This is a genomic window from Sphingobium sp. AS12 (assembly GCF_019097845.1).
In the GTDB taxonomy this organism is placed as follows: domain Bacteria; phylum Pseudomonadota; class Alphaproteobacteria; order Sphingomonadales; family Sphingomonadaceae; genus Sphingobium.
Genome location: NZ_JAHRGM010000011.1, coordinates 25,333 through 48,791, shown reverse-complemented (window position 1 = coordinate 48,791; position 23,459 = coordinate 25,333). Strand labels below are relative to the sequence as shown.

The 23,459-nt window shown below is 59.3% G+C and carries 23 protein-coding genes, 1 tRNA gene and 1 pseudogene; 15 read left to right on the top strand and 10 right to left on the bottom strand.

The annotated features are described in order from the left end of the window. Positions 1-450 precede the first annotated feature (450 nt). Positions 451-4,962, top strand: a complete 4,512-nt coding sequence (locus KRZ98_RS05320) for a type I secretion C-terminal target domain-containing protein (protein WP_217672629.1) — start codon at positions 451-453, stop codon at positions 4,960-4,962. Positions 4,963-5,205: 243 nt separating this feature from the next. Next, a complete protein-coding gene (locus tag KRZ98_RS05315) occupies positions 5,206-5,388 on the top strand; it encodes a hypothetical protein (protein ID WP_217672628.1) in 183 nt (60 codons plus the stop codon). A 10-nt stretch (positions 5,389-5,398) separates the two neighbouring features. On the opposite strand, the gene KRZ98_RS05310 is transcribed toward KRZ98_RS05315, so the two are convergent. The 5 genes from KRZ98_RS05310 to KRZ98_RS05290 form a co-directional block, all read right to left on the bottom strand. Next, the gene (locus KRZ98_RS05310; protein WP_217672627.1) at positions 5,399-5,593 is read right to left on the bottom strand and encodes a hypothetical protein; all 195 of its coding nucleotides are present in this window, start codon (positions 5,591-5,593) and stop codon (positions 5,399-5,401) included. Between the two features lie 229 nt (positions 5,594-5,822). Then, complete coding sequence (locus tag KRZ98_RS05305; RefSeq protein ID WP_217672626.1) at positions 5,823-6,593, bottom strand: hypothetical protein; 771 nt, start codon at positions 6,591-6,593, stop codon at positions 5,823-5,825. Between the two features lie 30 nt (positions 6,594-6,623). After that, positions 6,624-6,932: a hypothetical protein gene (locus tag KRZ98_RS05300; RefSeq protein ID WP_217672625.1), complete on the bottom strand. Its 309-nt coding sequence runs from the start codon at positions 6,930-6,932 to the stop codon at positions 6,624-6,626. A 70-nt stretch (positions 6,933-7,002) separates the two neighbouring features. Continuing rightward, on the bottom strand, positions 7,003-7,314 hold the full coding sequence (locus KRZ98_RS05295) for a hypothetical protein (RefSeq protein WP_217672624.1): 312 nt from the start codon (positions 7,312-7,314) through the stop codon (positions 7,003-7,005). A 250-nt stretch (positions 7,315-7,564) separates the two neighbouring features. Then, positions 7,565-7,990: a hypothetical protein gene (locus KRZ98_RS05290; protein ID WP_217672623.1), complete on the bottom strand. Its 426-nt coding sequence runs from the start codon at positions 7,988-7,990 to the stop codon at positions 7,565-7,567. 161 nt (positions 7,991-8,151) lie between these two features. Between KRZ98_RS05290 and KRZ98_RS05285 the strand changes: the two genes are divergently transcribed. After that, positions 8,152-9,048 carry a hypothetical protein gene (locus KRZ98_RS05285; protein ID WP_217672622.1) on the top strand — a complete coding sequence of 299 codons (897 nt, stop codon included), beginning with the start codon at positions 8,152-8,154 and terminating at the stop codon, positions 9,046-9,048. Here KRZ98_RS05285 and KRZ98_RS05280 read toward each other — a convergent pair. Both KRZ98_RS05280 and KRZ98_RS05275 read right to left on the bottom strand, forming a co-directional pair. Next, positions 9,045-9,821, bottom strand: a complete 777-nt coding sequence (locus KRZ98_RS05280; RefSeq protein WP_217672621.1) for a hypothetical protein — start codon at positions 9,819-9,821, stop codon at positions 9,045-9,047. The two genes, KRZ98_RS05285 and KRZ98_RS05280, sit on opposite strands and share 4 nt — an antisense overlap. Positions 9,822-9,880: 59 nt before the next feature. Further along, positions 9,881-10,516, bottom strand: a complete 636-nt coding sequence (locus KRZ98_RS05275; RefSeq protein ID WP_217672620.1) for a hypothetical protein — start codon at positions 10,514-10,516, stop codon at positions 9,881-9,883. Positions 10,517-10,941: 425 nt separating this feature from the next. On the opposite strand from KRZ98_RS05275, the gene KRZ98_RS05270 reads away from it, so the two are divergent. Continuing rightward, the gene (locus tag KRZ98_RS05270; RefSeq protein WP_217672619.1) at positions 10,942-11,517 is read left to right on the top strand and encodes a recombinase family protein; all 576 of its coding nucleotides are present in this window, start codon (positions 10,942-10,944) and stop codon (positions 11,515-11,517) included. Here the strand turns inward: KRZ98_RS05270 and KRZ98_RS05265 are convergent. Next, complete coding sequence (locus tag KRZ98_RS05265) at positions 11,496-12,161, bottom strand: DNA methyltransferase (RefSeq protein ID WP_217672618.1); 666 nt, start codon at positions 12,159-12,161, stop codon at positions 11,496-11,498. The genes KRZ98_RS05270 and KRZ98_RS05265 overlap by 22 nt on opposite strands. Before the next feature lie 204 nt (positions 12,162-12,365). On the opposite strand from KRZ98_RS05265, the gene KRZ98_RS05260 reads away from it, so the two are divergent. The 6 genes from KRZ98_RS05260 (at position 12,366) to KRZ98_RS05235 (ending at position 17,290) form a co-directional block, all read left to right on the top strand. Next, complete coding sequence (locus KRZ98_RS05260) at positions 12,366-12,935, top strand: hypothetical protein (protein ID WP_217672617.1); 570 nt, start codon at positions 12,366-12,368, stop codon at positions 12,933-12,935. Between the two features lie 537 nt (positions 12,936-13,472). Further along, positions 13,473-14,621 carry a DNA cytosine methyltransferase gene (locus KRZ98_RS05255; protein WP_217672616.1) on the top strand — a complete coding sequence of 383 codons (1,149 nt, stop codon included), beginning with the start codon at positions 13,473-13,475 and terminating at the stop codon, positions 14,619-14,621. Then, entirely contained in the window at positions 14,618-15,469 is an 852-nt protein-coding gene (locus KRZ98_RS05250) for a hypothetical protein (RefSeq protein WP_217672615.1), read from the top strand. Before KRZ98_RS05255 ends, KRZ98_RS05250 begins: the two co-directional genes overlap by 4 nt. Before the next feature lie 13 nt (positions 15,470-15,482). Next, positions 15,483-16,196: a GIY-YIG nuclease family protein gene (locus KRZ98_RS05245; protein WP_217672614.1), complete on the top strand. Its 714-nt coding sequence runs from the start codon at positions 15,483-15,485 to the stop codon at positions 16,194-16,196. Next, the gene (locus KRZ98_RS05240; RefSeq protein ID WP_217672613.1) at positions 16,183-16,593 is read left to right on the top strand and encodes a very short patch repair endonuclease; all 411 of its coding nucleotides are present in this window, start codon (positions 16,183-16,185) and stop codon (positions 16,591-16,593) included. The genes KRZ98_RS05245 and KRZ98_RS05240 overlap by 14 nt, the downstream gene beginning before the upstream one ends. Positions 16,594-16,597: 4 nt before the next feature. Then, a complete protein-coding gene (locus tag KRZ98_RS05235) occupies positions 16,598-17,290 on the top strand; it encodes a hypothetical protein (protein ID WP_217672612.1) in 693 nt (230 codons plus the stop codon). 519 nt (positions 17,291-17,809) lie between these two features. On the opposite strand, the gene KRZ98_RS05230 is transcribed toward KRZ98_RS05235, so the two are convergent. Further along, entirely contained in the window at positions 17,810-18,178 is a 369-nt protein-coding gene (locus KRZ98_RS05230; protein ID WP_217672611.1) for a hypothetical protein, read from the bottom strand. A gap of 286 nt (positions 18,179-18,464) precedes the next feature. Here KRZ98_RS05230 and KRZ98_RS05225 point away from each other — a divergent pair, with 286 nt between their 5' ends. The 5 genes and pseudogenes from KRZ98_RS05225 to KRZ98_RS24520 form a co-directional block, all read left to right on the top strand. Further along, entirely contained in the window at positions 18,465-18,896 is a 432-nt protein-coding gene (locus KRZ98_RS05225) for a hypothetical protein (RefSeq protein WP_217672610.1), read from the top strand. A gap of 121 nt (positions 18,897-19,017) precedes the next feature. Beyond that, positions 19,018-19,782 carry a hypothetical protein gene (locus KRZ98_RS05220; RefSeq protein ID WP_217672609.1) on the top strand — a complete coding sequence of 255 codons (765 nt, stop codon included), beginning with the start codon at positions 19,018-19,020 and terminating at the stop codon, positions 19,780-19,782. Then, the gene (locus KRZ98_RS05215) at positions 19,775-21,313 is read left to right on the top strand and encodes a type IV secretory system conjugative DNA transfer family protein (RefSeq protein WP_217672608.1); all 1,539 of its coding nucleotides are present in this window, start codon (positions 19,775-19,777) and stop codon (positions 21,311-21,313) included. Before KRZ98_RS05220 ends, KRZ98_RS05215 begins: the two co-directional genes overlap by 8 nt. Positions 21,314-21,533: 220 nt before the next feature. Further along, positions 21,534-21,809, top strand: coding sequence for a hypothetical protein (locus KRZ98_RS05210; RefSeq protein WP_217672607.1), 276 nt, complete (start codon positions 21,534-21,536; stop codon positions 21,807-21,809). Next, positions 21,806-22,783: pseudogene (locus KRZ98_RS24520) on the top strand (recombinase family protein); the annotation flags it as partial. The gene KRZ98_RS05210 and the pseudogene KRZ98_RS24520, both read left to right, overlap by 4 nt. 538 nt (positions 22,784-23,321) lie before the next feature. On the opposite strand, the gene KRZ98_RS05195 reads toward KRZ98_RS24520, so the two are convergent. Beyond that, positions 23,322-23,412, bottom strand: a tRNA-Ser gene (locus KRZ98_RS05195). Between the last annotated feature and the right edge of the window lie 47 nt (positions 23,413-23,459).

Sequence of the window (23,459 nt, the reverse complement as noted above, 5' to 3'; positions counted from 1 at the left end):
GTATTCGGAGCTGGGAGAGTGATTGTGCTCGGAGATAGCCAATACGATCCTTATGGGCGGTCTGATTCCTACACCGGAGGAACTCCAGCCATCTCTCAGCCCAAAGAGAGCCGTTAAATTCAATATATCGACTACGTGAGTTCAAACGGCAATCAGGCGCAGAGCGGACAGCTACGCCGCATTGGACTCGACGAGGGCCTGACTTATCGTGCTGAACCAAGCTGTGGAAAAATATAAATATATGATTTTAATCGGTTAGGATATGTCTGATCTTTCTTTTATGAGAAAGCTATTACAGATTCTGGCAATAATTGTCCTAACTATATTTACCTGTTGGTTTACGTTCGGCGGTGGCGTTCCGACGGTAATGCACATTCTGAATATAAAGCCTGCCGATACCGATTTAGTCGTCGGCGCTCAACCAATTCCCGAACATCTCAAGGCTCGTTAATGGAATTCTCGGACTTTGCGAATTTCTTACTTTCCTACAACTTTATTGGCGGATCAGGCAGTTCAGCCGTACCCGGTGTCAGCGTTACGCTTGTCGGCACGGGTCTGGATTACAAATTGATCACCGTAGGCTTCGCCAACACGGTAAGCAGCCTTCCAGCATACTACTCATCAACCAATGAGTATTATTACTATGTTGACGACTACAATTCCACCTTGCAAAGCAATTACGAAAATATCGTTCTAAATGGATACGTAAGTTCTGACAGTGATACGTTATTCGACGATGTAGCGAAAATTAACTTTGGACCAGCAACCGGGGGCGATCTCCCACTCATTCTCATTGGACAGTTAGAAGCAAATTATCCTATTCCAACCTCCAGCGGGTCTGCTATTCCTGATCCCGATCTCAATGCTTTCGTAATTCAATATAATCCCTCCCTCTTTCCAAGTAATGCCAGCCTCAAGCACGGGGACATATTCTTCTACGGCGAGAAGGATTTTTGGGAATCCGGTTACGGTATGCAAAGTCAGGGGTATAAAGTAATATTGGAGGAAACGCTTCATGCATTGGGCGTTGATAGTAAATTGCCCAGTATAGAAGGAACTTATCTCGACAATCAAAAGTATACGGTAGCCGCTTATGCTGTAGACTCTGCGCCAGGCATGTTTGATCCGATTACTGGTGATAGATTTGCCCCTCACGTCCTCCAAATCATGGATATCGCTGCCCTACAAGCGATTTATGGCGCGAATTTTGATAAGAGGTCAGGCGATACGACCTACACTCTCGCAACAATGAATCCGAACTTTGTCACCGACCCGGACAAGGCGTTTTTATACACGATATGGGATGGTGGAGGTAACGACACCCTCAATGCAGGCGCGTCGCAGGTTTCAGCGGAAATCGATCTGAGACAGGGCCGATTCAGCAGCATTGGAAACACCGCTACCGGCCTGAGCGAAATTGCCAAGGATGAGGACGCATCTTCCTCCGATCCCGATCCTGGCAATGTTGCCATCGCTTTCAATGCCATAATCGAAAATGCGACTGGCTCCAATCAGGACGACACTCTCATCGGGAACGCCTGGAATAACGTCCTGCGAGGCGGTGCCGGAAACGACTACATCTACGGTGACGGCGAAGTTTACGACAGCAATGTCGGATATGGCGCAGTCAGCGGTGAACATCATAGCGGCAATGGCGCCCATATCGCGGCAGCCGATGGCAGCGGAGCCGACACGCTTTACGGCGGCGGTGGCGATGATCATATCTGGGGTGGCGACGGCAACGACACTCTTTGGGGTGAGTCCGGCTCGAACGTCCTGACAGGAGGCACCGGCGATGACCACTACCGCGTCGATTTCGCTCAGGCGCTAGGCTCTGATAGGCTGCAAGAGGTCGCGGTCGGCGGGGGGATAGATACGCTGCGTATCATCAATGCTGACGGCCTGAGCGTCGGCGATCTTGGCTTCAGTTATGAGGCCACCAACCTCGTCCTGACGCTCGGCGGCTATTCGGTCTATCTGCCGTATATCGAGGAGAGCAAATATTACGGGACAACCAGAACGAGCTTCGTCGAAAATATCGAGATCAATGGCACGACCTATGATCTGAATGCACTGCTGCCGACCTATAGCGTTCAGCTTAAAACTCCGGGTGGTTTCAACACGCACACTGGAACTTCGGGAAATGACACCATCACGGGTTCCAGCGGAAATGACGTGATATCGTCGTACAACGGCGATGACACGCTCGACGGAGGCGCAGGCGACGATCAGATGTACGGCTCATATGGCGATGATATTTACTACGCCTCATCCGGTCACGATTTTGTCGTCGATGCGGCCTCGGATACCACATCCGGCGGTGCCCCGCTTCTCGCTGGCTTCGACAAGATCATCTTCAATTACACGATGGATGAGGTAGAAATTCGCGGCACCTACGGCGGTCTCGACCTGCTGTTCATCATGCCGGACGGATCGACCCTCGTAATCGATGGGCAATACAGCATCTCCGGCAGCACGTTGAAAACGGTCATTGAGCAGGCAGTGTTCACGGATGGAACGCTTGACCTGACCACGGTGCCGGAAGGTATTTCAATCTACAGCCGCATATCGGCCGGTTCTGGTGCGGCTGTCGGGTTCTACACAAACGGCACGACGGAAATAGCGGCATATAACGACCGCATCTTCGGCTCGGCCACCAACCCCAATGTCCTCAACGGCGGCGCAGGCGACGATATCATTTACAGTTTCGGGGCGGGAGACACGCTGAACGGCGGGACAGGGAATGATTTCCTGCATTCTGGCGGTGGCAACGACACCCTCACCGATGGCGCGGGCGACGATCATGTCTACGGCGAGTCTGGCAATGATGTATTCCGGAACAATGGTGGCGGGATCGATCTGCTCGACGGCGGTTCAGGAAACGATACCTATTATCTTCAACTGAGCGGGATCGGTACGATCCGCGACTCATCGGGCAGCGATCTGCTGAACATGAGCTACTACGGAAGCTATGCTGATCTTGGAAGCCTGTCCCTCATTCACGCCGCGAACAGCAATGACGCCATCCTGACGGTTGATTATACCAACCTGACCTACGTGGAAGGATTCTACAGCAACGCTATCGAGACATACCGCATGTGGGATGCGGCGACCTCTACCTATGTTGACCGCACCAAAGACTGGATTTTGTCGAACGTGTCATTCATCGGCTCCGCCGGGACGAACGCGGCTGATACCGTAACCCTGACCGCTGCCGACACCTACTATGGCCTTGGCGGCAGCGATGTTCTGATCGGCAGCGCCTTCTCCGATTTCGTTTACGGCGGCACCGGCACGGACACGATCAACGGCGGTGCCGGGAATGACATCCTGTTTGGCGATAATGGCGTGATCGATGATCGGGCGGAAGCCGATCTGCTCTACGGCGGCGCGGGGAATGACACCCTGTTTGGCGAAGGCGGCAACGATACTTTGTATGGCGAAGCCGACAATGACAGCCTACGGGGCGGTTATGGCGACGACACCCTTTACGGCGGTGACGGCAATGACAACCTGGAAGGCGAGGAGGGAAGTAACATCCTCTACGGCGGCGCGGGGTCTGATACTGCCAACTACGACCTTATGGTGGAGGCGGGCGTGGAAGCCAGCCTTATTCTGGGAACTGCTAAAAATGTCTATTTCTATGGCCTCCAACTCCACTCGGAACAGCTTTTCGAGATCGAGAACCTGTCCGGCACTGGCCACGCGGACAGCCTTGAAGGCGACGCCAATGCGAACATTCTTATCGGCAGGGGCGGGAATGACTACCTTCAGGGCTGGGATGGCGCGGACACGCTGCTGGGCGGCGAGGGCAACGATTTCCTGATCGGCGGTCTGGGTTCCGACACGCTGACAGACAGTTCCACCAGCTCGAACGACCGCTATTTCTTCGCCGCTGGCGGCGGCATCGATCTTGTCACCGACAATGGCGGCGCGAACGTCTACCAGTTCACATGGAACGGCACCGACGCGATCACGCAAAGCCAGTCCGGCTCCACGTTCAGCACGACGGTCGGCAGTGGCGGCAGCGCCTATGGCGCGATCATCACCGGCAATATGACCGGAAGCGCCATCTACTTCGGCGCGGCATTCGCGGGTGGCGCAGCCTATGGCAGCTTTGCGGGAGCGGACGTTAGTGCGCCGACCGATTTCCTGCGCTCCTACCAGTTCGGCGCGTCCAGCGTGACCTTCACCAGCAAGACCGGCACATCCGCGAACGAGACGATCAACGGCAACGACACGCTGTTCGGCCTGACCGCGCATGACGTGCTGTATGGCTATGGCGGGAACGACACAATATCCGGTCTCGACGGCAACGATACGCTCTATGGCGGCGATGGCGATGACGTGGTGAGCGGCGAAGCCGACAATGACACGCTTTGGGGCGGTGCCGGTGCGGATTATCTCTGGGGCAACACTGGCAACGATATCCTGTACGGCGAAGCCGGGGCCGACGCGCTGCGGGGCATGGAAGGCGACGACACCCTCTATGGTGGCGACGATGCCGACAATCTGCGCGGTGACGACGTGGACTACCTGTCCAGCTTCGCCGGAGCAGGTAACGACACGATCTATGGCGGTGGCGGCAACGACAACATTCACGGCGGCGCGGCCAATGACATCATCAACGGCGAAGCCGGGCAGGACACGCTCTTTGGCGATGCGGGCGCGGACACCTTCGTGTTCGATGCCACCAGCAACGCGATGGATTACGTGTCGGATTTCAGCACGTCGGCTGGAGACGTGATCGATATCACCGGGCTGATCGGCTTCGATTCCGGCCTCGGCCACGCCATTGCGAACTTCGTCCAGCTACAGGCGCTGTCATCGCACACCCGCGTTCAGGTTGATCGCGATGGCACCGGCTCGACCTATGCCTGGGAGAACGCGCTGCAAATCCAGAACGTCACCGGCCTGAACCTGACGACGCTGATTAGCAACGGCAGCCTGATCGTCGAATAGTCCGCCGTCCGGCGTCGGTCGCACAGACCGTTTGATCCCTTAGAACCTCATTTCCTCATGGCCCGCGCCCCGCGCGGGCCTTTGTTTGTCTGAACCTATCCGTAGCTCGTGATGGTCGGGGCAAGGCGTGAAGCCTTCTCCATGTGCATTTCGATCCTGATGGATGCCCGCCTGAACGGGTACGGACATCGGCTCCTCCAAACGCGGCCCACGGCGGGCTTGCGAAGCCCAAAGGAGGAAACGATGTTCAAACTGTCTCAAACCGATCTGCGCACGAAGACCGACGCCGAACTGGCCGATCTCTTCAATCAGGCCAGCCGCCATCTCGCCACGGCTCTACGCCTGACGACCTGCTTCGCGGAAGCTGCTTCCGCTCTCGGTCTGATCCGCAACGAGCTGACCCGTCGCGGCCTGCACTTACGCTGATCGAGGCCGCCTAATCGGCGGCCTCTTTTGCTGTGATTTCGCGCATCACGACACGACCGTCGAGGGGAACTGCGTTGAGTTCAAGCGTGAACCCTTTGCCGTCACGGGTGCGCCATGCGACCCCGATATCTGTCCAGCGTGCCTTATCGCCATGGCCGATTACGGTGTAGAGCCGGAATGCGGGGCGGTTGGTTTGTTCGGTCATCTTCGTTCTCCTGTCTGCCGCCGGGTCATTCCGTCAGCCTCATGGGAGTTCGCGCGACCTGTTGGGCAAGCGGGGGATCAAATGCTCGTGGGTAAACCGCGACCGGCAACGGGGCGGAGCTGCACGTCAGGAAGCGAGCCGCATTGATCGCCCGCGCAACGGGTCAAAACCCCATATCAGAGGCCAAAGGGATGTCCCGGCACTGCCAGAGAACGCCGGATGATCCGGCCTAACGGTTGAGCATTTCCACATCGATGCCGCCGTGGGCGACGATAGCTGCCTGCTCGATCATCCGTCGCACGGCCTTATCGGCCAGGTCAGCTTCCACCAGAACGCCGCCGATGGTCAGGCCGATATCCTGATAGGCGATATCAACGAAGATCGCGCCGCTGCCACCCAGCGCCTCGTGCAACAGGGCGTTGATCCGCAGGCTGGTCTGCTGGGTGTTGCCGGGTAGCCGGTAGTTGCCGAAGCGGCGCTTCAGATTGACCGCTTCGCCGACATAGACGTTCGTGCGATTGCCGGTGCGGACGATCAGCCGGTAAAGTCCGGCCTCGGTAGGTGCGGCGGGAAAGGTGAGCTTTCCGGTATCGGACAGCGTGACCGCGCCAAGCCGTCTCCAGTTGAGATTAAGCGCCACGGCACAATCGGCGGCAAGGTCGGTTTCGGTGAGTGACGCAGGATCGAACACCGCCTTGGCGGCGCGGGGTGTTTTGGCAGGCCGTTCGATTTTGCCCGCATCGGTGGGTGCCGCACCTGACCGCTGGAAGGTGATCGTCTGGCCCTTCATGTTGCGGTCGGTCGTCTCCCAACCGATGGCAAGCCACGCCTCGTTGTGCCGCCCCTTGGAAGGCGAGTTCGTCCACCAAGGGCCATGCTTGCGGGCGCTGGATGGCAACGGGAAGCCGACGATCTTCTCCACATCGGCAAAGGTGAGCGTGACGTGACCGCCGCTCTGCTGTTCAAGATAGGCGGTCAGGTCTGCGTATTTTCGACTCATGCGATGGATCGTAGCGACGGGTACGCCAAGTCACCACGGGATACCGTCATCGTCATCACCTTCCTCGAACGGCAGATACGGCTCATCAGGGATAAGCCCTTCGTCGGGCAGGCGGAAATTGTAGTGTTCGCGCAAGGTAAACATGAAATCCACCAGCCGCGTCAGTGACACGCGTGGCGGGAAGCCGTCAAAGGCATCGGGAACCTGTTTCGGGGTGAACAGGCCGTGCCGGATCGCTTCGCCTTCCATATCGAGGCCGAGGTCGCCCGCGATGCGGTAACATTCGTCCATCACCTCGCCCTTGAGGTGCTGGATACGTCCGGGGGTGATCTCTGCCATTAAAGCCTCCTGTTGCGTGGAACAGAAGGCTACCCGGCGCGGCGCGGGCCGGTGGGAAGAAGGCTGGCGCTCAGAAGAGCGCCAGTTGACGGCGTGCCATATCGGCCTGCTGCCATTTCGGGGAACGTGCGGCTTGTGCCAGCCACGCCTCGACGTAGTTCAGCGGGCCGCCCAGACGGTTGACGGCTTCAGAATGAACGAAATGCGATTTGTAGCCGGTCTCGCTGACGGGAATTGGAGTGCCGTAGGGGATACTCTCGACTTCAAGGTGGGCGAAGCCGGTGCCATCGTCGTAGCTGATCCATTCGGGTTGCCAGCGGATTTCCAGTGTGATGCCGTTCCAGTCGGTGGTGGAGATTTCGTAATTGTCTGTGTCGATCATGATCTGCTCCTTGGTTCGGGTTCGTCTCGTGGACGGGGAGCAACCCGACCGGCGGCTTGAGGCCGCCGATCACCGCAGGGGAATGTTCAACACGGGGCGCGATTGCGCTGGCGCGGGCAGGACATTGATCGGCGGACGCGCCGGGCGATTTCCCGTCACTCCACGAAAGACCCCGAAACCCGGCAGGACAGGCACAAAAAAGGCGGAGCTTTCGCCCCGCCCTTGGATCGCATAGCAGCGGCAGCCGCTTTCAGAGGATGCGACAGGAACCCTGATAGAACTCCATCGCCCTGCGGCCGCTGCGCTCGGTATAACCGGCAAGCCAGAACGCGCCGCCGTTCGTGCGGAGCTGCATCGCGTAATAGCGCGGCTGACCATCGGCCCCGCGCCAGTCGATCTTGGAAGCCGGGCCAAGGTGATCGAAGCTGGTGAACGGCGACCATCCGGTGCGGACGATGTTCGTGCCGGTGACGGTCTGGATGATGAAGCCACCCCGGCTGGTGTCGATCTGGCCGGTGACGCGGATGGCGTCGCTGCCCTCATTCGCGCCCAGCGGATTATTGGCGGACAGCAATGGCCGTCCGGCCGCGCATTCCATGCGGAACGTCTCGGCGCTGGCCGGGGCGATGGCGACCGTCATGGAGATGACGGCGGCGGCGGCAATCATGGTCTTCATTGGCCTTCTCCCGTGCGGCGGGATTGCCGCGCGGAACGAAGACTAGGACGGCTTTAGCTGCCGCTTGGGAGAAAGAGCCGCCCGGCCTGTTCGCTGCCGCGCTTGCATTTTCATAACTCAATAACTTTTTAACCATGATCTGATATTGTATCAGGATAACAATGAGACACGGCCTGTGGGGGGCGATGGTCTATATAGCGGCAACAGGGCTTCCACGCCTCGACCTGATCCTGAACGGAGCTGATAATGGCGGCGACAACGCGCCGCGTGGCGCATTCGCTTTCAGCGCCGATGACTTCTTTGCCAATGCCTTCGATGCGTCCACGGCGGGCCAGAAATCCGGCACGCAACTGACGGCGGCGGAAGCGGATGAGCGCCGCAAAGAGGAAGAGCAGGAAAGCGACGCCTTCCGCGACAGCATGGCGGAACTGGCCTATCTGCAAGAGCAGATCGCCCTTGGCGGCGTCACGCTGACAGTTGCCGAACATGGTAAGCTGGGCAAGCGCCTGACCAGCGACCCGACCTTCCGCGCCGGGGTGATCGCCCGCATGAAACAGGACGATCCGACGCTGACCGATACGGCGGCAAACCGCGCTATCGACACCTATGCGGAATGGGCCAAGCTCAAAAATATCCCGCCGGGCCAGCGAACCGACGCGGAGAACGAGCGGTTGCGCGAGCTGGACGCGGAAGTGAAATCCAATCCGACCGTGGGCGCGGTTGCGAAAACGGCGAGCGATCTGTCCATTGAACTGCAAACCCCGAATGAGGCTGCAACGCAGGCTTACACCGGAAAATGGACCAACTCCGCAGAGATGGCGGCTGTAAGCGACGCAAGGACCGATCTTATTGCATCTGCGGATTCAACCGCCTCGCAGTCCAGCGGGAGCGCGACAACCTTCGCTGACGACACGGAAGCCCGCCCTGACCGGGCCACCGCCAGGCCAGCATTCGGAAGCGCCGCCACCGGCGCCGCTGCGGCTACACAAGATGCCTCGGCGTTGCTGTCCGCCGCCGATGAGGCCGCCCGGACACGGGCGGCCAGCTTCTCGATCTAGGCCGCCTGCGCCCGGTTGTACCGCGCGACCTCGATCTGGCCGACGATGTTCGCCACCAGCCATATCAGCGGCCATGTCACATAGAAGATGCCGACCGTCAGGATCGCGGCGAGGGTCAGGCCGATCGCCAGCCAGATATTGGAATAGAACAGGCCGAGCGGCCCCGCGACCAGTGTGACCATGAACTGGACGATGGCTGATTTTTTATCCGATGTTCCTCCCGATTTGCTGACCGGATTGGTTGCGCGGGGCGGCGCTGGCGACGGCGCTGGGATTATCGCCGGGGGCGTCGTTGGCGGTGCGGTCAACGCCGGTTCCGGGTCTGCGTCCAGCGTGGCCAACGCCTCCCGCGCCAATTGCTGCCAGTGCGCGAGGCCGAAGATGACGCCCTCATTGGCATGGGCTTTGCCATCGGCGCGTTTGAACCAGTGCCGCGCCTGATCCGCGTCGCGCGGCCCGTTGGTCGCTGGCAGACGCGCAGCATAATATGCGCCAAGCTGGTATTGGGCGATGATCGACCCGCCATTCGCCGCGTCGATATGCTGGCCGTAGATCACGTCGAACTTGTCGGGATTGTCCATCTGGTGCCCACCGGCCAGCAGGCAGGCCTGATCCAGTCCGACAAGATCGCACAGGCGCATCCAGAGCTGATCGGGATCGTCGTGTTCATGCCTGCCGGTCATGAACATGCGCGTGAGAATGGCGCGGACTTCCTGCTCCCTGTCGGGGAAGGTGAGTTGCGAGAACGGCTCCGACATGGGCTTTTCCGACATGGGCTTCTCCGGCTGGCATGGAAGACCGGCTGGTGCAGCCGGTGCGTTTGACGCGGGGCTTATTTGCGCGGTGTCTGTGCGGCGAGCTGGGCGCGTTGCCTGAACGTATCGAGGGCAAACTGCCCATAGCCCATGTTCACCAGCGTATCGGTCTGCCACGAGAAGCCGGTCGCCGCGACGGTGGCTGACGCGCCAAGTCCCGTGGCGGGATACATGCGAACGTCGAGAAAGCCGCTGCTGACCTGACCGTTGATGACGAAACTGGCCTTGATGGCGGGGTATGCGCCATGGCTCGCGCCCTGATCGAGCGAGCCGTTGTAGTCCGCCGTGCGCGTCACGCCGCGCCGGTTCGCTTCGGCCAGAACCTGTTCGCGGGTCAGCGAATTGGGAAGCCGCCACGATGCCGGAATGGTGCGTTCGGCGGCGTTGTGGAACTGCACGTTGGCGAGCGTCGCCCGGACACAGAGCTGGCCGGGCATCCGGCCAGCCACCGCCCGGTCGCCGCCGACCTCATAGCCGCGTGAGCCGGTGCCGTTGCTGGTATAGATAACGAGACTTTTCGGGGTATTGACGGTTGCGGGCCTGCCCGCACTATCGAAAAGCCCTACCTTATCGCCCTGAACGATGGTGTGCTGACCCTCGGCGCGAAGCTCCGCGACCATCTGGTTGAAGGGCAGGCATTTGCGCTCCTCCATCGCATGGGCGGGCGGCGGCGCAAGGGCCGCTCCGACGACCAGCCCGCAAACGAGGGCGATCCTGACACACCTGATTGTCTCGTGCCTGAAACCGTATTCAACAACACCCGTCATGTTGACCTCTCGCAGCTCCGAATGCGCGGGATGGCACGGTACAAAATCGATCAGGAAAATCGAGTGAAATCTTGACTAACTGGTTTCAGATACGCTCATATACTTAACATGAGCAACGCAAAATCTGCACTTCAACCTTACGCATCTTCAATACTATCTTAGATGGTTGATAGCCTTATTTATGACTGCTTGATCCGTCATTTCTTCTTGTCGCTGGCCCGCCGCTCCGCGCGTTGCGCAAATGAGCGTTTCCGCAACATTTTTTCCGGCTGCCCGCAGCGCCCGCTCCTTCCTCAAAAGGAGCGGAAGCGATGACGAAAATGGGCTATGCGCGGGTTTCAACCGACGACCAGAATCTTGATCTGCAACGCGATGCGCTGATTGCTGCGGGCTGCGTCCGCATCCATGAGGATCACGGCATATCGGGCAGGATTGCCGCCCGGCCCGGCCTCGACAGGGCGCTGGCGGCGCTTGGCCGTGGCGATACGCTGGTCGTGTGGCGGCTCGACCGGCTGGGCCGGTCGCTGCCGCATCTGCTCGCTTTGGCGGGCGATCTGGAAGCCCGTGGCTGCGGCCTCGCCTCGTTGACCGAGGCGATAGACACCGGTTCCGCCGGTGGGCGGCTGGTGTTTCATATCATGGGGGCGCTGGCGGAATTTGAACGCGCCCTGATATCGGAACGGACACGCGCCGGATTGCAGGCCCGTCGCCAGCGTGGCCAGACGCTTGGCCGCAAACCGAAACTGTCACGGTCAGATCTGGCCGCCGTGCGGGCCGATCTGGAGCGGGGCCAGAAGGTCGGCGGGATCGCTTCCCGCCTCGGCGTCAGCCGTGTGACGCTCTGGCGGGCCTTGAGGCAGGACGCTCAGGCCGCCTTTCTCCTGTAGCGGGCGGCACCGTCGAGCCGGTTGCGGGCATGGCTGCAATAACTCTCATCCAGCTCGATACCCAGATACTGCCGCCCCGCAAGCATGGCAGCCACGGATGTGCTGCCGGAGCCGGAGAAGGGGTCCAGCACGACCCCGCCGGGGCGGGAATATGCCCGCACCAGCGGCGCGAGAATATCGACCGACTTCTCGGTCGGATGAAAGCGGTTGCCGCTGTAGACCCATTCCTGCGCATCGCTCATCGGAGCGACCGGCTTTGCAGGGAAGCCTTTGGCCAGAAGCCATGCGGATTCCTGGCGGCATTCAGTGTGCCAGGCGCTGGATGCGTAAGGTTTGCGCCAGAATATCTGGCCCACAGTGCGGAAACCCGCCTGCGTCCACGCGGTGCTGAAACTGTCGATGGCGCTCCAGCCGCAGAACAGGATCATGTAGCTGTCGTCGCGCAGGACGCGGTGCATGTGTGGAAAGGCGGGGAGAACGCCGTCCGGGTTCTGATCGTTGGCGACGGTGCGTCCGTGCCTGTCGCGGTAGCCGACCAGATAGGGAGGGTCGGTGATGATGAGGTCGATACTCCGGTCGGGCATCTGCGCCATCTGTGCGGCGGCCTCGCCGTGGATGATGCGGTTGGTCTGAAAGCTGGTCATGTCCGTTCTCCTTTCGCTGATTTCTGAGGACGCGAAGGAAAAGGCCGGACGGGATAAGCCGCCGGTCAGCCCGGCACGGGCGGAACAGGCAACACGGGAGCTTCGATGCAATCGGGGCGAATGGATCGGGCAGCCTGTTGACCGGCGGCTCACGTCCGGCATGTTCGCGGCTTACATCTCAGGGATCGGCGGGAAGGAGCGGCAATGGCCCGCGCCTGCAACGACGGTGTGTCCATCAACCGAAAAATGGCTGGACAGATTTTGTGTGCATGGATTCCGGTTCATCGGCAAGAATATGGAACGAGACGAGCTATACTATTCGAGCAAGTGAATTGGGAGATGACGATGGATCAGGGAGCCTGCCCCTTCGAAGAAGGGGACCGCGTGGATCATAGCGCATTTGGTTTCGGCACTGTTGTCGGCGCATCAGGGCCGTATGTCGGCGGCGATCCCCGAACAGGCGGGATTATTCCGGCGGGCTGGCGGGTGAAGGTAAAGTGGGACGATAATGCCAAAGGTGAAACCGAAATTTCGTCAGGACATCTGATCAAAGTTTCATCGCCCGACCAGCGGCCATTCGCTTATTGGAACCGCCGTTGGGAAACGCTCCTGTCCGATTGGAAGAAAGCGAGGCGGGAGACCGAAGAACTGGCATCACAGTTTCGTCCCATACCCGACATCGCGCAAATTAACGAAGCTCTGTCAAAAGAGAAATGGCTCTGGACGGAGATCGAAAAATGGTGGTCTGACGAGGCCGCAGGTCGTCACTCGTAGCCTGCCTGGTCGAGCGCCACGTCCTCTGCGCGTGCCTTCTCAATAGTATCGAGAAGCACCGTACATTGCCTGTCAGTCGGAATTTTCATCGGCATCTGCATGGCGATTTTCAGGACGCCGATCTCCTTCGGTGTCAGAACACGGGAGCGCAGCGAATGGAGCGGGCAGCCTGTTGACCGGCGGTTGCGTCCGGCATGTTCGCGGCTGAATCTCAGGGATTAGCGGGAAGGAAGTCGGTGCATGTCGATCATGCATCAGTTGCACGCCACGAAATAAAATGGAACAAGTAGAGAACATGGCTAGACACGATTCGGATGTGGCGCCATAATGGCGCCATGACACAGCAAGCCCGAACCACCACAGTCCGTCCGTTAGATCGGATCAATCTCCGCCTCTCAGGGGAGACTTTTCAGGCCATTGATGACGCGCGGTCGGAAAGAGCGGGAAACGTTTCACGAAACACATGGATTGCGGAAGCCATCGAAGAGAAATTGGCGCGAGATGCTGGCGCCGCCACGGGACAAGATCAGGTGGCGAATGCCTAGCTTTTACGAGTTCTTCGCCGGTGGCGGCATGGCAAGGGCCGGGCTGGGGGCGGGTTGGACGTGCCTGTTCGCCAATGATTTTGATCACAAGAAGGGCCTGACCTATCAGGCCAATTGGGGAACAGGTGGCGAGCTTAAGATTGGCGATGTGAAGCAGATCCGCGCTGCCGATCTGCCCGGAACCGCTGATCTCATCTGGGGATCGTTCCCATGTCAGGATTTGTCTCTGGCCGGTGGGGGCGCTGGCCTTAAAGGCGAGCGTTCGGGTACATTCTATCCGTTCTGGGATGTCATTAAGGGGCTGATCGCCGATGGACGTGCGCCTAAGATTATCGCTTTGGAGAATGTCTGCGGGACGCTGACTTCTCATGGCGGCAAGGATTTCGAGGCGATCTGCCAGACCTTCACCGATGCTGGGTATCGCTATGGCGCTCTTGTTCTCAACGCCGCTCTTTTCGTGCCGCAATCACGGCCGCGCCTCTTCGTGATCGGCGTTCACAACGATGTTGAGATTGATCCCGCCCTGTTGGCTCCCGGCCCTATTGAACCTTTCCATACGCGCGGCCTGTGCAACGCCATCGATGGCGTTTCAGAGTCAGCAAAGGACGCATTGCTGTGGTGGAACGTCCCGACGCCGCCACATCGTAATTCGACCTTCGCCGATATCATTGAAGAAAATCCTGCAAGCGTTGTCTGGCATACGCCTACCGAAACAAAGCAATTGCTGGGTATGATGTCGCCGCTAAATCTGGCCAAGGTGACGGCGGCAAAGCGGTCAAAGCGGCGTATGGTGGGCGGTGTTTACAAGCGCACCCGGTTCGACCAGAACGGCGTGAAGGTTCAACGCGCCGAAGTGCGTTTTGATGATGTCGCAGGGTGCCTGCGCACCCCTGCCGGTGGATCAAGTCGGCAGACGATCATCGTAATTGATGGAACGACGGTGCGTTCACGCCTCATCTCGTCGCGGGAGACCGCGCGCCTGATGGGCCTGCCGGATGAATACAAGCTGCCGAGGAACTATAATGAAGCCTATCACCTCACTGGTGATGGCGTAGCCGTTCCTGTCGTTAGACATTTGGCGAGTCATGTGCTGGAACCGCTGCTGGGCATTTTATCCGCTCAAGAACGGGAGGCTGCGTGAGTGTAATCCCATGTGAACAAAACAAGGGATTGCGCGATCAAATCGAGCGGTTCGCCGAAGTGTTGAAAACAGAGGCCCACAAGCTGGGCGATCACGGGCTGGATGAGAAGGATTTTTACAATTCCGGTCTCTTCCGGGGGGCGGTTGAGCGCGTTCGCGGCCAGTTCTCAGCGACGATGCGCGGCAAGCGCGAATTTGCGCAGCACGCGCTTAATCATATGGAAGATGGCGGCTTCATCGCCGGATGGGATTTGACGGAAGACGCCAATCGCAACGACTACATCGTTCGATTGAGTAGCGGGCGAACGGCGATCATCGATCTCAAAGGTTGCCTTGATGGCAACAATACCAACATTTTTGAGCGCCCGGCCAATGCGGATGAATTCGTAATCTGGAGCATCTGCACAAATCCCGGCGCCGACCCGCGCAAGAACGCTTGGTCGGGTATTCATACTCGACTGAGCGCCGAAATGATTTCGCGCAACCAGCGCGTCGATGGTGTAGTCATCTGGGATATGGTCTGCGGCACTATTGGCAGGCCATGCCCAAAACTTCTGGATGCCAGCCGTGCCACTGATCTCGGCCCGTTCCGCATTCCGCCCGCCTGCGTTTATCTCCTGCCTGCGGCAATTCCCTCAATCGCCAATCCTCACGCGCCCGCTCAGCCTCTTGCGAATGTTGAACTATTAACCGCTTTTCATGCCTGCTTCCTGGGGCGGGATGATGAGTTGCATCACGTCGATTTCGACATCGCCCGAAAGGGCGGCGAGCTGGTGCGGAAAACAACGGTGCGACGCGGCGGCGTGGTGCAGCAGGAATCGGAGATGACGGCGATCCGTCGAGTCTGATACTCTCTCTCGGATGACCAGTAGAGACCCTGATTCTGTTAACTTTCCGCCGTTTGAAACCGAGGATTTGCGCGCGAATCTGGCGCGTTTTCTCGATACCCCCTTTGAAGATGCCACAGGCGTCACCCGAAAGGTGGGGAACTACAAATGGGGCGTCTACGCCTTTTTCGACTACGATGGCGAGCCAATCTATGTCGGCCAGACTAATGAAATGCTGCGGACGCGCATTCGCCGCCATCTGACCAATCAACGTACCGATGCCGTCGCCATGTCAGTTCTCGACCCCTTCGAGGTTTTCGAGATTGAAGTTTGGCCGCTTGCCGAGTTTCAGGAAACCGTTGGCAAGGACTCCACTGCCCGCCAGCACCTAGATGCGTTGGAACGGCTCATCACTGAGCAAGCGGTCGAACGGTCGCAGTTCAAGGCCATTCTGAACGAGAAAGACCCCCCGCCAGGGAAGCTCGCTGTGACAGCGCCACTCTCCCTGCGGGGTAGGATCGTGTCCGAACGGGTTCACGAGCTTCGTTCCCACCCCGATTTTCGGATCGCACGTCGCGCCCTCATCATATCGCGTTTGGCGCAGGTCATATCGGAACGCAAAGTGCAGGGTGGGTTGCGGCGCGTGCTACTGACGCAGGCTTTACGTCTGCAATGGCTTGCCCACCGTCGCTATGAGGCGCTTGGCGGCGCCGCGTCAGTGGAGAAGGAAGGCGATGACGACGCCTGACGAACTCCGGTCGCGCACCATGCGTGCGGTGCGATCGAAGGACACCAAACCGGAAATGATCGTCCGTAAGCTAATACACGGCATGGGATATCGCTATCGTTTGCACCGCAAGGATTTGCCCGGTTCGCCTGATCTCGTCTTCGCCGCTCGTCGGCGCGTGGTTTTCGTGCATGGTTGCTTCTGGCACGGGCATGACTGCAAGCGCGGAGCGAGGCAGCCCAAGGCGAACGCAGAATACTGGCGGGAGAAGATCGAGCGAAACCGTGCGCGCGATTCTCGCGCCACAGGCGGGCTGACCGCGAATGGTTGGCTTGTCGCGACGATCTGGGAGTGTGAGCTAGGCAATCGTGAACATCTGAAAGATCGGCTGCGGTCGTTCCTCGACGATCAAGCGTAGCAGCATGGCGAAGGTTCAAAATTTCGGCGACAACCGGAACAAGGGATGGTGCGTTTTCTGCGGCGGCCCAAATGAGTCACGCGATCATACACCGTCACGGGTGTTTCTGGATGAGCCATACCCGGCTGATCTCGGCGTATCGCCTGCTTGCCTGCGCTGCAATAATGGCTTCTCCAGCGACGAAGCATACATGGCCTGCCTGCTCGAATGCGTGATGGCTGGCTCGGCTGAGCCGACAGACCTGTCGCGAGCGAAAATCGCTCGCCTGATGGAAGGCAATTCCAGCATAACAGCCCTGCTTCGGGCGGCGCGGCGTTCGGTGGACGGTGGCGTGATATTTGATGTCGATTATGCGCGTGTCCGCAATGTCGTCGTCAAACTCGCCCGTGGCCATGCCGCCTATGAAATGAACGAGCCTCGGCTTGACGATCCCACTGACGTTTTCATCAAGCCGCTTGCCATGATGAATGAAGGTGAGCGCGAAACATTTGAAGGCTGGAGTGGCGAACTTGCCGTTTGGCCCGAGCTTGGCAGCCGCGCCATGAACCGACTTATCATAGCTGGCGACGATGTTTATGATGAAGGGTGGCTGGTCGTTCAAGAAGCGCGCTATCGCTATCGGACGTCTGTGGAAAACGGGCTTCGCATCCGCTTCGTCATTCGGGATTTTCTCGCCTGTGAAGTGGCATGGGACTAACCCTCGTGTTCAGTACGCGGCATCCAACTGGCGCACGGTTGGTCGGGATTGCACAAGGGCTGACGGCCCTTTGCCCGTCTCCATGTGCGGTGACATGGTGCGCGTCCAGTCGGCATACGGCTGGTCGATGGGGTTCAGGGGAGAGGCGAAAGTCTCCCTGATCGAGGGTGTCCAGAGGGGCGGCGATGCGCCCATTTGGTCATGGGGTGTCGGGGAGCAGGAACGCTCTGCCTGACTGGCGATGCAACGGCCATGCGTTGCTCCGGCGCGAATAGTCCCCCTGACCCTATGTCATGCACCGGGCGTTAGCCTGGCGGCATTGGCTGGGTGGGAACGGGGGACAGGTGAGCGCCGGTTGGCCGGGAGGGATGCAACGGGAGACGCGCAGCGGGTCTCTCTTGCCAAGATATGCGTTTGGCAAAGAGCCGCCGCAGGCGGAACTTTGTAATACAAACGCACATCTTGCGGTACGTGCTAACGCCGTTTTGGATCGGGCAGTTTGTCGCCGCCCGTCCGCTGTTACCGCCGTATCTCCACACGCGGCGCTTTCATACACTGCGTCGGGATCAGCCACACGCCTTCGCCAGCCCGGAACATGACATCTTCCGCGAACATGATCCACGTCCCGTTGCCCAAGCTGTTGCCGTCCTCATACTGGCGCTCACAGAAGGAATGGAAGTGCCAGCCCTTTGCCACGAACTCCGCCGTCGCTGTCACCGTGCCGTTTTCATCGTAGGTCGTTTTTTCGCCGAAAAGCTGAAACTCGTCGGCAGGCATCATCCCATGTCGGCCATGCAGGATCACCTCCGGCTTAGGCTTCGATGGTTTCACCTTCCGTTTGTTGGCTGGGCTGCTGAAAAATCCAAAGGGGTTCTCGTCGTTCGTCATATTGCTCGCTCCTTGTGTGTCTGGCCGGGGTCGTTCCCGATCATGCGACAGGGCAGACACTCGGAACGCGACGGATCACAGGGGCCGAAACGGTTGGCTTTGTCCGCGCCTTCGCACGTCGATCACGACGGCGGCGCGGCTCTCAAAGCCTCTGTTTCGCAACCCTTGATCCATAGGCGCGAAAACGAGGGGCAAGATGGCGCATGATCGGCTTCCAACCTTTTTCCCACCTTTCGGCTAAGTTGATTCCATCATGAGTCGCGCGTGAATCATGAGGAGAAAGGGTATGCGTTTTCATCTGTGGTTGTGGACTGTCCGGGGCTGGTTCTCGTCGGCCCGCGCCTCCGGTCGCCGTCTCTTTCGGCTCATCACCCTTTCCCGCCTGCCGCCCGTACAGCTTCTGCCGGTCGAGCATTTCAAAAGCCCCGAAGCTGCCAAAGCCCTTGCGGAGAAGGTGGCCAGAATGGAGCTTTCCCGTCGCGGGTCGCTCAAGCTGATCGAAGACCGGATCAGCCGCTATGAACCCGGCTTCCTCAATCCCGATGGCTCTCCGGTCGATGCCGCCGACGTTCCCGACTTCTCCGTGATCGTCGGCGATGACACCGGCAAATGGCTGGGCGATTTCCGCACATGGCCAGCGCGGGAGTTCAGGCAGGCTATTCAGGACAAGATCGCGCATCGGCTGCAATGGATCGACGCCGCCCTTCGCGCCCGTTGACCCTGCGAATTTTTGATAAGCCGTGGCCTCACCGCCACGGCTTTTTGCTGCGTTTCTCCCATGTTCGGGCTTCGGCTCTGCTCTCCTTCCTCCGGCAATCCATCAAGCCGGAGAAACGCCGATGAAAATCAGCTACGGAAACGACGGGACGGCGCAACAGGACATCGTGCCTGCACTGCCGCCACCGCCACCAACTTATCAGCCGCTGCCGCCCGCATTGCCGCCGCGTCGCAATCGGATCGTATCGGCAGGCGCGAACATGATGGTGGGCGCTCTGCTTGTCGGCTGCGTCCTGTTCGGCACGGAAACTTTAGCGCCGCCCGACTACAAGCCGTCCGCGATCATGGGCGGGTATCAGGGGCGGATGGCGTCTGAAATCCGCGCCCGCGAACTGGAAACTCAGGCCAGATACGATGCATGGATTCAGCTGGCGCAGATCAGCATCGCTCAGCAGCAGGTCGGTTATCAGGGACAGGTGCAGGCCGTGGTCGCCAACTATCAGGCGGCCTATGATCGGGCGCGGCTGTTCTCGGACGCGACCGCCCGCATCCAGCAGGATTATTCCCGTCAGGTGCTGTCGCAGAAGCGCCAGCAGCAGGACAGCAGCTCCGGGCTGGTGAACCTTGCCCAGCTCGGTGCCGATCTGTTCCGGCCCTTCGATCCGACGATCTCGGAAAATCTGCAAGCTTACGCCGACGAAACTTCGGCCCGCCTGCGGGATCGTCTGGATGACTCCATCCAGCAGGGGATTACCGTCGATGTGGAAGGCTGGGATACCGGCCTGCCGTCGCCAGATGCGGTGCGGGCCGATCTCGACAAGCTCAAGCCCATCGTCATCCCGCCGCCGCCACGTATCAGCCGCGATCCGCGCGAAGGACATGAGTGACGTGCGCCTGGAAACGATGGCCAACGGGCTCATCCGCCTGCTGGGTGCTGCGCAGCAGGCAGACAGGCGCGAGCGCGAAGAGGAAAGCCGCGCCTACGCCGCCTGGCAGCAGTATGTCATGGCGACCGCCGCACCTTCCGGGAAGCTCGGCGACGGTCGGCTGGCCACGATAGAGGATGCGTCGGCGGCGGGGCTGCTCGATGCCTCCGGCCTCTTCCTCGGCGCACTGGACGGGCGGGCGCTCTTCTTCGCAGGCGACGGCCAGCTCCTTAGCTATGCCCGCGCCGGTTCCGGCAAGGGGCGCGACTGGATACTGCCCAACCTTGCCCATGTCCGCGACCGCTCGCTGCTGGTCGTGGACGTGAAGGACGGTGAAAACTGCTTTGCCAGCCACCATCATCGCAGTGAGACGCTGGGGCAACGCTGCATCTATCTCAACCCGTTCGGGCTGCTCGGTCTGCCGGATACCCCGATAAACCCGCTGCAAACGCTGGTGGACATCGTGAAAGGCGGCTTTGAGATCGATACCCAGGCCGATGAAATCGCGCAAATCCTGCTGCCGCCTGCGCCAAAGGCGGGGGGCAATGAATGGGTTCGGAAAGGTGCTTTGCGCCTGTTGGCGACCCGGATGGAATATCTGGCGCATTGCGAGCCGTCCTCATGCAATCTCGGCGGCCTCTGGCGCTTCGTGAATGCGCCGCCGGAAGATACCGAGCTTGCTTTCTCGATGATGGAAACCTGCGGGATAGAAGGCATCGCCCGCCGGGCCGGTGCGCTGCGGGCAACCTTCATGGATGCCCCTAAGCAGTTTGAAGCCTACAAATCGGATGCAATCGAGGCGCTGGCCCCATTCGAGCCGGGCAAGACGCTGGAACGCGCAACGCGCGAACACGGGTTTGATTTCGCCCGGCTCAAGCACGAACCCTGCACCGTGTATCTCATCACGCCGTCTGAAAAGCTGGGCGTGATCGCCCCGTGGATCAGCCTGATCGTCAACTATGCCATTGAGGCCATTGCGCGGGAGCCGGGGCCGATCCGAACCTGTTTCGTGCTGGATGAGTTCCCCCAGCTTCCGCCCGCGCCAGCGATCCTGAAAGCCTTACGCCTTTATCGCGGGCGCGGTATTCAGCTCTGGATATTCTCACAGGGGCGGTTCTCGATGGAATCCCGCTGGTCGCGGGAGGCGGTCAAAGAGTTTGAGGATCAGGCGATGGCCTTCACCATGACGGGGGTGGAAGACCCCGACCTGTTGCGTGACGTGGAAAAATGGTCGGGCAACCGCACCATCGTCACGCATGGCCAGAATGTCGGCGGCGGTGCCGTGGAGTCAGCAGGAAACAATCGCGGTGAAACCCGCCGTGCCGTTCTGCAAAGCGAGGATATCCGCGCCGTTGGCGCGGGGCGGCAGATTATCAAGGTCGCCGGAATCCCGTCGCTGTTCGTCTGCGACCGCCTGCCGTTCTATGCGGTCGATCCGTGGAAGGATCAGATTGGCGATGTGCGCGATCTGCACAAGGGTGAGGCCAATTGAGAATAGATTGCAATATTTGCAATCTCTCAACTGGAAATTGTATAATGGTGGTAGGTCTTCCTGAATGACGTGAAGCGTCGTGGAAGATTGGGCGCGGGAGAAAAGGCGTTTCTCCCAGAGATGAGATGGATACGGCTTAATTGATGTCCCCGCGCCCCAATACAGGGGCGCTGCTATTGCAGCAGAGGGATATGCCGTGTCGCTTATTTCGACACAAGATATGGAACAGTATCGTCAGTGCGTTGACAGCATTGATGTGCCTGATGATCTGAAAGACGACGTGATCAGGATTGTGTTCAATATAGTCTGCTCCTTCGTGGATCAAGCATTCGGTATTCATTCGGCACAGCTTTCCTTGAAAGACCGTGCAAATCCGTGCTTTTCCGGCAGGTCAGGCCATGCTAAGATCGCCTCCGATCCCCAAGGGGAGGCTGTTTCCCTCGAAATAGAGGGCGCGATCAATACTCAGAAATACATAGGGCATGATTTGCCATGATTGAAAAAACCTCAAAGAAGGCGGTAATTTACTGTCGTGTCAGCCACCCGAAGCAAGACCGGGAAGGCAATGGTCTCAATAGTCAGGAAACCCGCTGCCGTGAGTATGCCGGGTTCCGCAACTATGACATCGCGGCGGTGTTCACCGACAAGAAGACCGGCGGACTGTTCACGCGCCCCGGCATGAAAGACATGCTGGCTTATGTGCGGGCCAATCGAAAGGATGCCCCAGTCGTCATAATTGACGACATTTCCCGCCTTGCCCGCGATGTGGACGCGCATAAGAAGCTGCGCGTTGAAATCGCCAAGGCGGGCGGGACGCTTGAAAGCCCGTCCCTCGTGTTCGGCGAAGACTCCGATTCCGTTCTGGTCGAACATCTGCTGGCCTCGGTGGCGCAGCACCAGCGCCAGAAGAATGGCGAGCAGGCCAAAAACCGGATGCGGGCGCGGATGCTGGGCGGCTATTGGGTGTTCTTCGCCCCAATCGGCTACCGCTATCAGAAGGCGTCCGGGGGCGGCAGTATCCTCGTGCCTGACGAGCCAGTCGCCTCGTACATTCGCGAAGGGCTGGAGGGTTTCGCTTCCGGGCGGTTCAATTCACAAGCCGAGGTCAAACGCTTCTGGGAATCCCATGCGGGTTTCCCCGTCACCCGGCATGGCGTCCTGACGAACGAACAGGCCAACCGCATCCTTACCCAGCCGGTCTATGCCGGATACCTTGAAAGCAAGGTATGGGATGTATCGTTCCGCAAAGCCCATCACGAAGCGTTGATCTCGCTGGAGACATTCGAGCGCAATCAGGAACTGCTGAAAGGCAATGCCCGCACGGCCAATCGCGCTGATCTCAACGCAGAGTTTCCGCTGCGCGGTCATGTCGCCTGCTCTTGTTGCAGCCACCCTATGACGGCCAGCTTCGCGCGTGGGCGGCATGGCGGGCAGTTTGCGTATTATCTATGCCGTCAACGCGGCTGTGAACGCAGCGGCAAGTCGATCAGGCGGGCGATGATCGAAGAGGCTTTCACCGATCTGCTGCGGTCCCTGACCCCTCGGACGGAACTGGTCAGCCTCGTGTCGATGATCTTCCGCAAGGTCTGGGATGACCGCGCCCGCTCCGTGAAAGAGCAGGCTGCGACGATAGAGGCGGAGAAAACCGCCATCGATCACCAGATTGGCCAGCTTGTCGAGCGTATCGTTGCGACCCAGAACGCGACCGTCATCGGCGCGTATGAGCGCAAGGTGGATGAACTTGAACGCCAGAAGCTGGTGCTGGCTGAGAAAATCGCCCGGTGCGGCACCGCTCTGCCGGATTATGATGAAACTTTACAAACCCCTATCCGGTTTCTGTCTAACCCATTGGAATTGTGGAATAATGGTGATTTGACCGACAAGCGGATCGTGCTGAGTCTGGCCTTTGCGGGACAGCTCGTTTTTGACCCGGAAACGGGTTTCCAAACCCCGAAAATATCCTTGCCGTTCAAGGCGTTAGAGGAGTTTTCCGGTCGAGATAAGGTGATGGCGGAGCGGCAGGGATTCGAACCCTGGATACGCTTTTGGCGTATACTCACTTTCCAGGCGAGCGCCTTCGACCACTCGGCCACCGCTCCGCATTGCACTGGAAGTCGCGCTCCCTATCGCGGCGAAGGCGGCTAGG